The 14,504-nt window shown below is 40.5% G+C and carries 13 protein-coding genes; 3 read left to right on the top strand and 10 right to left on the bottom strand.

All coding sequences use genetic code 11. The annotated features are described in order from the left end of the window. Positions 1-156: 156 nt before the first annotated feature. The 4 genes from ACFSGI_RS07290 to ACFSGI_RS07275 form a co-directional block, all read right to left on the bottom strand. Positions 157-1,575 (bottom strand): ATP-binding protein, encoded by a 1,419-nt coding sequence (locus ACFSGI_RS07290; RefSeq protein WP_204823487.1) that lies wholly within the window; start codon positions 1,573-1,575, stop codon positions 157-159. Next, entirely contained in the window at positions 1,576-2,292 is a 717-nt protein-coding gene (locus tag ACFSGI_RS07285) for a response regulator transcription factor (RefSeq protein WP_069327893.1), read from the bottom strand. 48 nt (positions 2,293-2,340) lie between these two features. Continuing rightward, positions 2,341-3,063, bottom strand: coding sequence for a pseudouridine synthase (locus ACFSGI_RS07280; RefSeq protein ID WP_204823486.1), 723 nt, complete (start codon positions 3,061-3,063; stop codon positions 2,341-2,343). 151 nt (positions 3,064-3,214) lie between these two features. After that, positions 3,215-5,848 carry a beta-mannosidase gene (locus ACFSGI_RS07275; protein WP_204823485.1) on the bottom strand — a complete coding sequence of 878 codons (2,634 nt, stop codon included), beginning with the start codon at positions 5,846-5,848 and terminating at the stop codon, positions 3,215-3,217. Positions 5,849-6,186: 338 nt separating this feature from the next. Here ACFSGI_RS07275 and ACFSGI_RS07270 point away from each other — a divergent pair, with 338 nt between their 5' ends. The 3 genes from ACFSGI_RS07270 to ACFSGI_RS07260 all read left to right on the top strand — a co-directional run bounded on the left by ACFSGI_RS07270 (position 6,187) and on the right by ACFSGI_RS07260 (position 9,237). Beyond that, positions 6,187-7,137, top strand: a complete 951-nt coding sequence (locus ACFSGI_RS07270; RefSeq protein ID WP_204823484.1) for an iron-hydroxamate ABC transporter substrate-binding protein — start codon at positions 6,187-6,189, stop codon at positions 7,135-7,137. A 76-nt stretch (positions 7,138-7,213) separates the two neighbouring features. Next, entirely contained in the window at positions 7,214-8,230 is a 1,017-nt protein-coding gene (locus ACFSGI_RS07265; RefSeq protein ID WP_379282811.1) for a FecCD family ABC transporter permease, read from the top strand. After that, positions 8,227-9,237, top strand: a complete 1,011-nt coding sequence (locus ACFSGI_RS07260; protein WP_204823483.1) for a FecCD family ABC transporter permease — start codon at positions 8,227-8,229, stop codon at positions 9,235-9,237. The genes ACFSGI_RS07265 and ACFSGI_RS07260 overlap by 4 nt, the downstream gene beginning before the upstream one ends. A gap of 176 nt (positions 9,238-9,413) precedes the next feature. Here ACFSGI_RS07260 and scpB read toward each other — a convergent pair whose 3' ends face one another. From scpB to ribD, 6 genes are all read right to left on the bottom strand, one after another. Beyond that, positions 9,414-10,151 (bottom strand): SMC-Scp complex subunit ScpB, encoded by a 738-nt coding sequence (gene scpB, locus ACFSGI_RS07255; protein ID WP_204823482.1) that lies wholly within the window; start codon positions 10,149-10,151, stop codon positions 9,414-9,416. Then, positions 10,120-10,914 carry a segregation and condensation protein A gene (locus ACFSGI_RS07250; RefSeq protein ID WP_204823481.1) on the bottom strand — a complete coding sequence of 265 codons (795 nt, stop codon included), beginning with the start codon at positions 10,912-10,914 and terminating at the stop codon, positions 10,120-10,122. The genes scpB and ACFSGI_RS07250 overlap by 32 nt, the downstream gene beginning before the upstream one ends. Positions 10,915-11,218: 304 nt before the next feature. Continuing rightward, a complete protein-coding gene (ribH, locus tag ACFSGI_RS07245) occupies positions 11,219-11,689 on the bottom strand; it encodes a 6,7-dimethyl-8-ribityllumazine synthase (protein ID WP_204823480.1) in 471 nt (156 codons plus the stop codon). Positions 11,690-11,718: 29 nt separating this feature from the next. Next, positions 11,719-12,360, bottom strand: a complete 642-nt coding sequence (gene ribB, locus ACFSGI_RS07240; RefSeq protein WP_204823479.1) for a 3,4-dihydroxy-2-butanone-4-phosphate synthase — start codon at positions 12,358-12,360, stop codon at positions 11,719-11,721. Between the two features lie 191 nt (positions 12,361-12,551). Continuing rightward, complete coding sequence (gene ribE / locus ACFSGI_RS07235; RefSeq protein WP_204823478.1) at positions 12,552-13,223, bottom strand: riboflavin synthase; 672 nt, start codon at positions 13,221-13,223, stop codon at positions 12,552-12,554. A 41-nt stretch (positions 13,224-13,264) separates the two neighbouring features. Then, positions 13,265-14,365 carry a bifunctional diaminohydroxyphosphoribosylaminopyrimidine deaminase/5-amino-6-(5-phosphoribosylamino)uracil reductase RibD gene (ribD, locus tag ACFSGI_RS07230; protein WP_204823477.1) on the bottom strand — a complete coding sequence of 367 codons (1,101 nt, stop codon included), beginning with the start codon at positions 14,363-14,365 and terminating at the stop codon, positions 13,265-13,267. Positions 14,366-14,504: the final 139 nt, after the last annotated feature.

Below are 14,504 nucleotides of genomic sequence, written 5' to 3'. Positions count from 1 at the left end.
ACTGGAACATACTAGACATAAAAAATCCCCTTTCCATATTCAGTATCAAAATTCTATACATAGAATCTCTTGTTCACTGTCTACTTTTAGGGGATCATATTTATTGTTATCCTAAAAAAATCTTGTTGTTTATTGCAGACACATTTTCCAATTCAATCATACTTCAGTAGGATGCTGAATCGGGAGCAGCAATGTAAATTCAGTGCCTTTACCTAATATACTATCCGCTGTAATACTTCCATGATGAGCTTCTACGATATTACGTACAATCGCAAGACCTAGACCTGTACCGCCAGCTTCGCCGCGTACGCGGGCTTTGTCTGCTTTGTAAAAGCGTTCAAAAATAAAAGGAAGATCGTCCATCGGTATACCTGCTCCGGTATCTTGAAACACAACACGTATATGCTCTTTTTCCATATGAGCGGTTACCGTAATCGTTCCACCGGCAGACGTATGGCGAAAAGCATTATCTAGTAAATTCGTGAATATTTGCTCTAGTCGATCGATATCTGCATATAGATGCAAAAACTCGTCACGTACAAAGTTAAGTTTGAGTTCTCTTTCTTTGGCTCGCACCGTAAATTTACGATAGACTCGATCCATTAATTCATTGAGATCGATCTCATCAAAATTCATATCGATATGACCGGCTTCCATACGTGCAAGATCGAGTAAATCCTGTACCAATCGACCCATACGTAATGATTCATCATAAATGACCTGTACCAATTCATCGCTTTCTTCTTTGGAAGTAGCCATGCCATCAAGCAATGCTTCACTATACCCTTGAATCATCTGTAATGGTGTACGAATCTCATGGGACACATTAGCTACAAAGTCACGACGCATCTTCTCCGCTTTGACCTCATCGGTTACATTACGCAGTACCGATACGGTTCCACGTACATCGTTGCCTGAATACAAGGGAGCCATATTGACAGACCAGACCTGCTGTTTGACATGAATATTAGAACTCTGATCCTGACGTTCACTAATCACACTCTGGAACATCGGATATAGAGGTTCTGGCACTTTGCTATCAGCCGTTGTTCCGTCTTGTTCCTGACGTTCCCAGCCTGCTTTGTGCCACGTATCCATAATCATTTCGCCTGGTGGATTATGCAGAATCATATTACCAGATTTATCAAATGTAATCACCGCATCTCCCATACTGCGAAGTATGCTTGCCATCTGTTCTTTTTCTAGTTGTAAATTCTGAATATTTTTTTCCAATTCTTCTGCCATATGATTAAATGCGCTTGCTAATTGACCAATTTCATCACTGGTTTGCAAAGATACGCGGGTATTGTATTTTCCTTTGCGAATCCCGTCTGCGGCTTGAATTAATTGCTGCATCGGCTGTGTAATTTTGGTCAACAAAAAAAGAGCAAAAAAGGTAGTCATCGAAAATCCTACGATGGAGACATAGGTAAATAAACGTTTGATCGAACCGGAATTGGTAAATGTACTATCGATATAAGGTAGCAAAAATAAACCCAGTGTTAACAGTACACAAGCCACTAATGCGCTAATCGTCAGCCACAACTTACCAACAAGCGTTCTCCAGAAGTCCACTTATTTTGGAACCTCTAACTTGTAACCAACGCCCCATACCGTAGTGATCATTGCGGCTGATTCAGGTGATACTTTGTTTAGCTTTTCACGCAACCGTTTTACATGAGTATCTACAGTACGCAAATCGCCGAAAAATTCATAATTCCATACATCTTTGAGCAATTCTTCACGTGAGAATACTTTATCCGGTGATACCGCTAGAAAATGTAGCAGTTCGTATTCTTTCGGCGTTAAGCTAATCTCGTGTCCACTTGCGGTTACACGATGCGCATCATGCTCAATAATCAAATTCGGGAATACGATATTATTGCTCGAATTGTTTTCTTGAGACAGATACGCTGTTGCAGAAGAACGACGCATAATCGCTTTGACACGATAGATCACTTCGCGCGGACTGAATGGTTTGACCACATAATCATCTGCTCCTACTTCAAATCCTTGCACACGATTGACTTCTTCGCCTTTAGCGGTAAGCATCAATACCGGTGTGGATTTAACTTGACGTAGACGACTACATACTTCAATACCATCGATCCCCGGCAACATGAGATCAAGCATAATTAAGCCATAATCTTCTGCTACTGCTTTGCGTAGAGCAGCTTCTCCGTCTTCTGCTTCATCAATCTCATAGCCTTCTTTTTCTAAATACATGCGTAGTAAACGGCGAATACGTTCTTCGTCATCCACCACTAAAATGCGATTCATCTGGTCACTCATTTACTAAAGCCTCCTAGCTGTCATCAATACATATAAATGATCTCTATGTTATGCTTTACCGCTGCTTTTTAGCTTATCAATTTCTTCTTTAGTTAGGTGGCGATATAGACCACGCTTCAAATTACCTACCAGTAATTCACCAAAAGAAATACGTTTCAACCGAATCACTTTATGAGAAAGAGCTTCAAACATACGACGAATCTGACGGTTTCTACCTTCATGAATCGTTACCCGTATCGTCGCTTGCTTCTTCTCTGTATCAATATCGTAATAATCCGCTTCAGCAGGCTGAGTCATTCCATCTTCCAATTGAATCCCCTGACGGAACTTCTCTAGTGCTGTACCGTGTGGTACGCCTTCTACTGTTACAAGATATGTTTTGGGTACGTGATGTCTTGGATGAGTTAAGCGATTAGCCAGTTCTCCATCATTGGTCAAAATTAAAAGACCTTCTGAATCATAATCCAGTCGTCCTACAGGATACACACGTTCACGTACACCTTTAAGATAATCACCTACAATTTTACGTCCTTCTGGATCAGAAGCACTTGTAATAACCCCTTTAGGTTTGTTGAACATAATGTACACTTTTTTCTCCGCAGCAATCGATCGTCCGTTAACAATGATCTCGTCCACTGTTGGATCTGCTTTGGTTCCAAGCTCAGTGACAACTTCACCATTCAGAGTTACTTTACCCGCTACAATTAACTCTTCACATTTACGTCGGGAAGCTATACCTGCTTGTGCTAATATTTTTTGCAATCGTTCCATAATAGTTAATTCACCTCACACTAATGATACTCATCTATACACAAAATCACAAGACACTCCCCAAGTTTATTGTGATTTTAGGGAGTTTCATGTGATTTTGAAAGGATATATAAGAAGTAAACCTGACGATTTGCTTTATCCAGATCTGATCTTATGAAATATGAATAAAGTCCGCCATCGATTGAATCTGCAAACCTTCTGGCTTCACAGGCACAAAATGAGGTAAATGAGGTACAGGTTTCTGTACAATATTTGACTCGGATTGGCTATGAGCCGCTGCTTCAGCTTCTTGTAGAGTCTGTAATTTTTTGAACTGAACAGTCTTGGTTACTCCAGGAATCAGATCAAAGAAGTTGTCACTAAAGACTCCTTCGCTTTCGGTAGATAACCAGATCTGACGTGCTAATACATCTGTCGTCAATTCATAAGCAACCACACCATCGACTTCGGTTTCTATAACTTGAATAGTCGGTTGTTGCAAAGCTAACTCTGTTGCAGATACAAAATAAGCAATCTCTGCATGAAGCAATTGATCTTCATGTTCTAATTCTGCGACAAGAATGGCTTCGGCTGGATTCACATCTCCAAGCAATTGTTCAGTCGTCAAAGATAGTAATTGAACTGCTTCCCCACCTGCAAGAGTAAGTGATTGCGGCATTTCTTTGTACAACGTACCATCGATTCCGAGTACTTTGACACGAACGGTTAATGATTTGGGTGCAATCAGATCCGAAACCAGATGAATATCCACTTTGCCTGAGACCGATTGATCAATTGAGATTAAAATATCTTCAAAACTGCGTTTGGCGTAATATTGAACTGCTTTCCAGCGACCATAGTAATCCATACTTGACCATGATGCTACAGGCCAGCAATCATTCATCTGCCAGTACAATGTTCCCATACAATATGGTTTGCGGCGACGATGCGCTTCGATTGCAGTCTTCATCGCTTCGGCTTGCAACACCTGACTCATATATAGAAACGAAGGGAAATCTTTAGGTGCTGGTAAATATTTATCCATATACTCTTTGATTAATCGATTGCCTGCTCCATTTTTTTGGTGACGAAGCATCACTTCTGATTCTAATGCTAAGTCTGATTCTTCTGCATATGTGCGAACTGATTTATATTCTGGAAACGATTGGAATCCGTATTCACTCATAAACCGACCGATATACGTATTGTATCGCTCAAATGGCTCACTGTTATGCCAGACTCCCCAATAATGAATATCTCCAGAATCTGTAATGCTATGTGTATGCTGTTTTTCATTATTTGTCACTGCAACGATTGGTGATGACGGCCAGTAAGAGATACCGGGATGCTCTACCCGAACGACTTCTGGTAATAACTCATGGAACAATGCTTCATAATCAGCCCAGATTTGTGCACGCTGTTCTGTATTGTAGTCTTTTTTCCAACCCCAACCACCGTCTTCTACATATTGAGACCACGCAGAATCGATCTCATTATTACCACACCAGAGCACAATACTTGGATGATTGCGTAAACGACGAATATTATCTTCTGCTTCTGCTTGAACACTATCTAAGAAATCTTCATCACCTGGATACATACTGCATGCAAACATAAAGTCTTGCCATACGAGAATACCGTATTCATCACAAAGATCATAAAATTCATCATTTTCGTATATACCGCCGCCCCATACACGCAACATATTCATATTGGATTCTACAGCAGTAACGATCTCATGACGATAACGCTCCAAAGTTACCCGCGGCAAGAAGCTGTCATTCGGGATATGATTAGCACCTTTAGCAAATACAGGTACACCGTTCAATTCAAAATAAAACGAAGTTCCCGGATAATCAGGATGTGCTTCTGTCACCAGACGGATCGAGCGAATACCTGTCCGTTCTGATTTCACAGCAAGTGTCTGATTCTGTTCTAACACTTCTACTGTAAACGTATACAGATAAGCGTCTCCTAGCCCTCTAGACCACCACAATTTAGGATTATCCAATAATAAAGGAATTTGTACAGCATCTGTACCTTCTGCTAGTGTCACTGTCTGTTCCCAATTCTGTCCATCTGCATAGACACGCAAGTTCACCTGACGCTCTTGCTCAGAATAAATTTGTACAATAGCTGTAAGATCAGCCGATTCTGCATGTACCTGATCTTGGCGAATATATACATTTTCGATGCGTACATCCGACCATGCGACTAATTCAGCTTCACGCCAGATTCCACTGGTGACAAAACGTGGACCCCAATCCCAGCCATAATGATAAGGCGCTTTACGAGCAAATACACTGACTCTTTGATCTCCTAATTCACCTACTTCAGATTGATCATTAGACGCAGGTAATCCGTAACCTAATGCTTTCAGCTTCGGTAAATCTTCCATGATCGGAGAACGGAAATGAATACGAATATCATTAGTCCCTAATTTCACATAAGGCTTCACATCTGCTCTCCATGTACGGAACATATTATCTGCTGATAATGCATGTTGTTCATTCACATATACTTCTGCATACGTATCCAGCCCTGCAAAAACAAGTTCAATATGCGAATGATTGAGCACAGAAGCTTCTACCTCAATCGTTGTTATGTACTCCCAATCTTTTTTATCAATCCATTGGACGTCTTTTTCATTTGTACCATAAAAAGGATTCGAAATTTTACCATTATCTAATAAGTCAGTATGGACTGTTCCTGGCACAGTAGCCGGTAACCATTCTGATTCATCGACAGCTTTGAAAGTCCATTGCTTTAACGATTGGCGAAATTGTAGCGCTTGCAAATTAGTCATAAGACAAATTCATCCTTCCAATATTAGGTTATGAGTACACCTTACTACGACTGGATTTAAGAAGCAAATCGATTCATACGCTGTAAAGTCGATAAGACTAGAGTACATGACTGAATACGTCCTTTTGCAATAGATTGCACTGTTTTACTGTTTTTCATCATCCGGTATCTCTTCTATTTTGGATGCTTATTTCTGTCTCTCACTTACCCTCTTTATACATTATATTTGTTACAAAAATAAAATAAATATTGACAAAAAAATCGCATCGTTTTAAAGTTTTAGAGTCGTCATATGATAATGATTATCAATTTCATTCTATATTAAAGGGGATTTTACGTATGAGAAAAATGTTATTACCATTAATGATGGTGATTGTATTGGTATTAAGCGCATGTGGTAATCAATCTACCAATACGGCTACTACCGATAAGGCAAATTCTTCAGAAGCCAGCAATTCTGCTCCCGCTACTACAGGTACAATCACTTATCAATCCGAAACAGGGCCTGTTGAAGTACCTGCCAATCCACAACGTGTTATCGCTCTAGCAGGTTATGCAGGTAACTTGATTTCTCTTGGGGTTCCACTGGTTGGTGTAGATTCATGGACGAAAGCTGACCCTAATTTTGCAAATCAATTAAAAGATGTTGCCGAGGTATCCGATGATAATCTGGAAAAAATTATTGAACTCAAACCAGATTTGATTATTGCGTCAAGCGATACTAAAAACATAGACAAATTAAAAAAACTTGCTCCAGTCGTTACTTATACTTATAACAAAGTCGATTATTTAACACAGATTGAAGAAATCGCTAAAGCGGTAAATCAAGCAGACAAAGGTGCTGCTTGGATCGCTGATTTTAAAGAACGTGCACAAAAAGCAGGTACTGAAATCAAAGCTAAAATTGGTGATGATGCTACAGTAACGGTTATGGAAGGCGATTCCAAGCAACTGTATATATTCGGTAGCGCTTGGGGACGAGGAACGGAAATTATTTATCAAGCCATGGGTCTCAAAATGCCTGAAAAAGTAAAACAAATGACTTCGAAAAAAGGATATTATGACCTATCTCTTGAAGTGTTACCTGAATATTTAGGGGATTATGTATTTTATAGTAAAGACCCTAGTGTAGATGCTTCATTCCAAAATACAGATACCTACAAAAATATTCCGGCTGTTAAAAACAATCGTGTATTTGAAGTAGATGCACGTGGATTCTACTTTAACGATGCAGCATCACTCGATTATCAACTTGACTTTATTACCAAATCGTTGCTAGGTAAATCTTAATCTAAATCACAAATGAAAAGAAGGAGCGCCTAGCGTTCCTTCTTTTCTAAATACAGAGAAGGAAACGATCCGTATAATGAAAAATGCCATGACTGCCAAATATTTTCAAGCTTTTCTTATCAAATTGGTCTTGATGTTATTGCTATTTGTTGTTGTATTTGTTATCGCTATTATGGTCGGCGCTAAAAGTATCTCATTATCCGATATCTGGAATGCGATAGTTCATCCGCAAATCACAGGTGGCGATATTTCTATTATTCGTGAATTGCGTCTTCCGCGTGAGATTGGAGGCGTACTCGTAGGAGCTGCTCTAGCGGTTGCCGGTGCTATTATGCAAGGTCTTACTCGTAATCCTTTAGCTGATCCAGGTTTACTTGGATTAAGTTCAGGTGCAAATGCTGCACTGGCTATCGCTCTTGTTTTTCTTCCGGGAGTAGGTTACTTCGGGATTATGATCGCTTGTTTTATCGGAGCGGCTATAGGAATGTTACTTGTATTTGGATTGACTGCTTTACGCAAACGTACGATGTCGCCATTACGAATGGTACTTGCAGGAGCAGCCGTTTCAGCTTTGTTATCTGCTGTAGCTGATGGCGTCAGTCTACAATTTAAAATTTCTAAAAGTGTATCAATGTGGACATCCGGCGGATTAATTGGTACGACATGGGGACAGATTCAGAGTATTACTCCTGTCATTATTATCTGTATCGTGATCGCTATTTTATGTTCACGTCAATTAACGATTCTTAGCTTAAATGAAAGCACTGCTGTAGGATTAGGTCTGCAAACGTATCAGATCAAAATGATTTTATTTGTATTGATTACTTTACTGGCAGGAGCATCAGTTGCACTGGTTGGAAATCTAGCTTTTATCGGGCTGATGATTCCTCATCTGGTACGTATGATAGCAGGTACAGATTACCGAACTATTTTGCCACTATCTGCTATTGCAGGTGCTACATTTATGGTATTTGCAGATACGTTAGCACGAATGATCAATGCTCCTTTTGAAACACCGATTTCGGCAATTATCGCTATTATTGGACTGCCTTTCTTTCTATTGATTGTGCGGAAAGGAGTGCGCTCACTATGATAAAGCAACTACAACCCGCTCGTCAGCAAAAAATGATTCTTGCTATACTAACGGTTATTATTTTAATTACAATGGTGATTGCACTAAGTGTTGGAGCTTCTTCTGTATCGTTTGATCGACTGATTCCTACCTTGCTTGGAAACGGTACATTTGTCGATGACTTTGTGCTGTTCTCGATTCGATTACCACGTATGTTAATCACATTGCTTGCAGGAATGGCTCTTGCTTTGTCTGGTTCTGTATTGCAAGGTGTCACTCGCAATGAATTAGCTGATCCCGGGATTGTCGGTATTAATGCCGGTGCAGGTCTGGGTGTAACAGTCTTTTTCTTATTTGCACCACTGGAAGTAGGAACGTTTGTCTACATATTACCTATCGTTGCTTTTGCAGGGGCATTGATTACAGCTATATTGATTTACTTCTTTTCATATAGTCGTACTGAAGGTATGCAACCGATGAAATTTATTATCACTGGCGTTGGATTTTCACTAGCTTTATCCGGTGTTATGATTGTTTTGATTTCTTCGGTAGATCGAGTTAAAGTGGATTTTATTTCAAGATGGTTAGCTGGTAATGTGTGGGGAACCGATTGGCCTTTTGTTGTCGCGTTATTACCCTGGTTAATTGTGCTGATTCCATTTGTGCTCTATAAGTCCCGTTCTCTCAATCTATTAGCACTGAACGAAGGAACAGCGATTGGTGCAGGAGTACCGATTCAAAAAGATCGCATTTTGCTGATGCTTTCTGCGGTAGCTCTTGCCGCTTCTGCCGTCTCTGTTACAGGGGGGATAGCTTTTATCGGGCTTATGGCTCCTCATATTGCTAGAGCGCTGGTAGGGCCGCGACATCAACTATTTGTACCTGTATCTATTTTGATCGGTGGCTGGTTATTATTGGTTGCAGATACAATCGGTCGCAATCTTTCTGATCCTGATGGAATGCCTGCGGGAATCGTAGTCGCATTGATTGGAGCGCCTTATTTCCTTTACTTGCTATTGAAAAAGTAATACCTGTAAGCAATAACAGTATGTGTCGTAACATAAACAGATACGCAAAAAGCCAAAATGATGGGCAATTCATCCGACCATCATTTTGGCTTTTTTTGACTGGCATTATCTTATGTTATGACACTATCTCACTTGGATAATCCTGTTCAGCTTGCTTGTATATTGGATGGCTAACGTTAGTCTAGTGATGTATTTTTGGAAGAATCAGAAGCAGTTGAGGTAGTCTCTTTAGAAGTATCATGTTCTTCTGTTCCTGATACAGAATCTGATAAAAGATCTTCTGCAATTTCAGTCAACTCTTCGCCCAATTCTTCTAACTCTTCTATATTGTCACTATGCACCTGTTCTTCCAAGCGCTCGAACAATAGCTGTGTTTCTCCTTCCAAATCATCCGCATTTTCAAAAGCAGATGCGTCTGGAAGTTCGCGAATATTCCCAAGTCCAAAATAATCTAAAAACGATTTGGTCGTACCGTATAAAATAGGGCGTCCAATCGCTTCAGCTCGTCCTGTTTCTTGAATCAAATCTTTATTTACTAATGTGTAAATAGCACGTTCGGATTTGACACCACGAATCTCTTCAATCTCGATGCGTGTAATTGGCTGGCGGTAAGCTACAATCGACAATGTTTCGAGTGCTGCTTGAGATAACGAAGAACGGGAAGGTGAGTATGCCAATCGCTCATAATATTCAGCATGAGCACGTATCGTAGATAACTGATAACCACCTGCGATATTCACCACCTGAATTCCACGTTTTGCTTTCTTCAGATCGGCTTGTAGTTCTTCGATAGCGATCTGTACCGTTTGTACCGGTTGATCGGTTACTTCCGAAATCTGCTTCGCATTCAATCCTTCTTCTCCAGCCAGAAATAACATACCTTCAATAATCGACTTCAATTTCTGGGACTTCATTGTTACTTATTTCACCTCTCCACTCCATCACGATATCGTCAAAAAGCCGGCTTTGGTAGCAGGAAATTTGCTTCATTTTCATTAATTCCAGCACAGCCAAAAAAGTCACCACGATCTCATGACGATACATTTCCTGGTGTAGCAGTTTGGAAAACAGCAAGCTTTCTCCTTTTCCTAACCCTTGAAACCGGGTAGACACTTCACGTATCCGATCCTTTACCGAAATCTCATCACGCTGAATCCGGGTCACCTGTGTACGACGTACGACTTTACGAAGCGCTTTACGAAAAGCCTCCATCAAATCGATCGTATGCAATCCTTCTACTGGATTCACATCGTCTTTCGGCATAAAAGGGGTCAAGTCTTCCGGTTCTTTTGTAAAAATCAGACTACGCTCGGTTTCCATTTCTCGCAAATGTACAGCAATTCCTTTGTACTTGCGGTATTCCACCAGCTTGCGTACCAACTCTGCACGCGGGTCCAGATCGTCTTCCTCATAATAATCAAAATCATCCATCTCCATCACAGGCGGACGTGGCAATAGCAATTTGCTTTTGATCGACAATAATGTCGCTGCCATCACTAGAAATTCACTGGTCACTTCAAGTTCCAATTCTTTCATGCTATGAAGATATTCCAGATATTGATCTGTAATTTTGCTGATCGGAATATCCTGGATATTAATTTCAGATTCATCAATTAAATGAAGCAACAAATCGAGCGGCCCTTCAAACGTTTCCAGTTTGTACAGTACAGTCGTCACTGGACCACTCCTCTTAATCAATAGATTCTCATCTCTTATTGTATCTTAATCGCGCACTTTTCACAGTATATATTCAGCAAAAAAAGGGCAATTCCTGTTTCTGCCCTTTTTTTCACTTTCTATTTGATTATCATACGATAAATATACTAGAGATAACATATAGAATTTACTGTAAAAACGATACAATTCATAGCTAGAAGAGAATCTTTTATGATAAAAGATCAATCCGTACAATATCAATAACACAGCTCAACGATTCATTCAGACTCAAGCATATATGTTATCCATTATTGACACACTGGAATTATAATTTCATCATTTTGGTTAAGTTCGCCATTTCGATTGCTGCATTAGCGGAATCCCAACCTTTGTTACCTGCTTTGGTTCCTGCGCGTTCTATCGCTTGCTCAATACTTTCCGTCGTTACAATACCGAAAATAACAGGCACGCCTGTTTTCAAATTAATTGCAGATACGCCTTTGGCTACTTCATTACATACATAATCATAATGAGTCGTAGAGCCACGAATAACAGTCCCTAGTGTGATCACCGCATCATATTTTCCGCTTTCCGCCATTTTTTGTGCAACTAAAGGAATTTCAAATGCTCCAGGCACCCATGCTACATCAATATCATGTTCAGCCGTACCATGACGTTTGAGTGCATCCAGTGCGCCACCTAACAATTTTGTGGTGATAAATTCATTAAAACGTCCAACAACGATACCAAATTTAAGATCCTGCGCGATTAAATGTCCTTCAAAAATATTAGCCATAGTGTTCATCCTCTTTTCGGTAGATTAGTTTAGTTGGTATTCAGGGTCGGAGACGTTTGCTCCAAATAAGCAATCAAAGCTTGAATACTGATCAATTTGAGCTCATGCTGTACTGCGATCTTCTGTAATTCAGGCAAACGTGCCATTGTGCCGTCGGTATTCATAATTTCACAGATCACGCCAGCAGGTGGAGCATCACATAAGCGAGCCAAATCGATAGCCGCTTCTGTGTGACCTGGACGTTGGCGTACACCGCCTTCACTTGCGATCAATGGAAACATATGACCCGGCCGACGAAAATGAGCTGCCGTAGCTTCTGGATCAGTAAGACCGATTACTGTCATTGATCTCTCCTGTGCAGAGATGCCTGTAGAAGTGCTGATATGATCAACTGATACAGTAAACGCTGTACCATGATAATCCGTATTCTGGGCTACCATCGGAATCAGTTCTAGCTCGGTAGCACGCTGACTGGTGATAGGAGCACATACCAGACCACGACCTTCTGTAACCATAAAGTTGATCACTTCAGGTGTAGCACGATCTGCCAAAGCGATAAAGTCGCCTTCATTTTCCCGATCTTCATCATCAACCACGATAATCACTTTTCCTTGCTTTAGATCAGCTAACGCTTCTTCGATAGAATGTAAGTTGGTAGATTCATGATTCATCGGTATAACCTCCTTCTTGAACTTTGTCGCACTTTTACTGCCAAGTGCTTGCTGTAAGATATTTTGCTTTGCAAAAATCTTTTTTTATTGAACTTTGTCGCGCTTATGGCGCCAAGCGCTTGCTGTAAGATATTTTGCTTTGCAAAAATCATTTTTTTATTGAACTTTGTCGCGCTTATGGTGCCAAGCGCTTACATATATCCATTTTCCTGCAAAAATTGGCTGGTGATTGATGGCTTTTTCTGACTGATTGCATCATTCGCTGTATTGGATTGGTATTGTAGTAAATGCTCTACATACTTACCAAGCACATCACATTCAATATTGACCATGTCGCCTGCTTTACGATAAGCAAGCACTGTTTCTTTGAGTGTATGTGGAATGATAGAGATCGTGAATGAAGTGTTCGTTACCGATACCACTGTTAAGCTGATGCCATCGACAGTGATAGACCCTTTCGGAATAATGTAACGAAATAGATCATGATCGGTTGGAGCTATCTGGAAAATCACAGCATTCTGGTTGCTCTGTATCTGTTCAATATGTGCTGTACCATCGACATGACCCTGTACGATATGTCCTCCGAAGCGTCCGTTGGCTATCATTGCCCGCTCTAAGTTAATAGGGCTACCTGTTTTCAATTCCTTGAGACTGGAAGAACGATACGTTTCTGGCATCACATCTACTGTAAATAAAGAATCGGCTATCGTCGTCACTGTTAAGCATACCCCGTTGCATGACACACTATCTCCGATCTGAAGTCCGTCCATGATACGTGATGCTTGAATACCAAGTACCATCGTTTCACCGCGTCGTCCATTTTGTCTGAGTGTACCTATTTCTTCGATCAGTCCGGTAAACATAGACATCCTCCTTTCTATCGAGATGGTCTGCTACTTAAATATTAAAGATGATGATAACGTGGTAATCCACTGATATAAATATTGTCATCTAATGTCTCAATTTCGATTTCATCTAGTATTACAGCTTGATTCATTTTTTCAAATCCATCGAAAGCAAATGTTGATAATGTACCACCGATAATTTTGGGAGCAAAAAATAAAGTGATGCGATCGATCAGTCCTGCTTCAAGCATCGAACCGTTCAGCGTTCCGCCACCTTCTAACAAAATCGAAGAAATCTCCAGTTCACCAAGCTTTTTCATCGCAAATGGAAGGTCTACATACGGCCCGCTCCCACAGATAATAACGGTGATACCACGTTCTTGCAGTTCATGGATACGATCTCGATTGGCTTGATATGTGGTCACAATAATCGTAGGCGCTACATCTGTATTTAATAATTTGGCTGTATCTGGAATACGTAGTTGCGAGTCAATCACAATACGAGTAGGATGAACGCCAGGTACTTCTGTACGTGTAGTCAGCTCAGGATCGTCTGCCAATACGGTACCAATGCCTACCATAATGCCTTGATGACGATGACGCATCGTATGAACGATAGCGCGAGCATCACTATTGGAAATCCACTTACTATCACCGGTACGAGAAGCTAGACGACCATCTAAGGTACTGGCTGTTTTGAGAGTCACAAAAGGAAGCCCTGTTGTAATATATTTATTAAATGTCTCGTTAAGTCGTTCTGATCGCTTAGCCAGTACACCGGTAACGACTTCAATCCCATGACTGCGTAACTTTTCGATGCCTGAGCCAGCTACTTGTGGATTAGGGTCTACTGCGGCAACAACGACCCGTTTTACTTTTTCTTTGATCAGGCGATCACTACAAGGTGGCGTTTTGCCATAATGACTGCATGGTTCTAGCGTCACATATGCTGTAGCGCCTTCTGCTTGATCTCCTGCCATATTGAGTGCGTGTACTTCAGCATGTCCGGTTCCTCGTTGTAAATGTGCACCCATTCCTACGATTCTGCCATCTTTTACAACAACACAACCAACCACAGGATTAATATCTGTCTGCCCTTGAGCTTTTTCTGCTAAATCCAGTGCTAGTGTCATATAAAATTCATCATTGATTACGTTCATTATTCAGGGCTCCTTTGACACCATAAAAAATTCATAACTGCATCCTTTGAGATTGATCAGAGTGCTGTTACGAGTTTGATCGTAGTATCATCATATTTAGTTACTATTCATAATTTAATAACTAAATTATAAAGTGTAT

It is taken from the genome of Paenibacillus nicotianae, from assembly GCF_042681745.1.
In the GTDB taxonomy this organism is placed as follows: Bacteria; Bacillota; Bacilli; order Paenibacillales; family Paenibacillaceae; genus Saccharibacillus; species Saccharibacillus nicotianae.
This window is presented reverse-complemented; position numbering and strand designations above follow the sequence as displayed.

Bases quoted from the DNA above. Each gene is read 5' to 3' on its own strand.
- ACFSGI_RS07285 (WP_069327893.1), bottom strand. From the start codon at position 2,292: ATGAGTGACCAGATGAATCGCATTTTAGTGGTGGATGACGAAGAACGT.
- ACFSGI_RS07280 (WP_204823486.1), bottom strand. From the start codon at position 3,063: ATGGAACGATTGCAAAAAATATTAGCACAAGCAGGTATAGCTTCCCGA.
- ACFSGI_RS07275 (WP_204823485.1), bottom strand. From the start codon at position 5,848: ATGACTAATTTGCAAGCGCTACAATTTCGCCAATCGTTAAAGCAATGG.
- ACFSGI_RS07270 (WP_204823484.1), top strand. From the start codon at position 6,187: ATGAGAAAAATGTTATTACCATTAATGATGGTGATTGTATTGGTATTA.
- ACFSGI_RS07265 (WP_379282811.1), top strand. From the start codon at position 7,214: ATGAAAAATGCCATGACTGCCAAATATTTTCAAGCTTTTCTTATCAAA.
- ACFSGI_RS07260 (WP_204823483.1), top strand. From the start codon at position 8,227: ATGATAAAGCAACTACAACCCGCTCGTCAGCAAAAAATGATTCTTGCT.
- scpB (WP_204823482.1), bottom strand. From the start codon at position 10,151: ATGAAGTCCCAGAAATTGAAGTCGATTATTGAAGGTATGTTATTTCTG.
- ribH (WP_204823480.1), bottom strand. From the start codon at position 11,689: ATGGCTAATATTTTTGAAGGACATTTAATCGCGCAGGATCTTAAATTT.
- ribB (WP_204823479.1), bottom strand. From the start codon at position 12,360: ATGAATCATGAATCTACCAACTTACATTCTATCGAAGAAGCGTTAGCT.
- ribE (WP_204823478.1), bottom strand. From the start codon at position 13,223: ATGTTTACCGGACTGATCGAAGAAATAGGTACACTCAGACAAAATGGA.
- ribD (WP_204823477.1), bottom strand. From the start codon at position 14,365: ATGAACGTAATCAATGATGAATTTTATATGACACTAGCACTGGATTTA.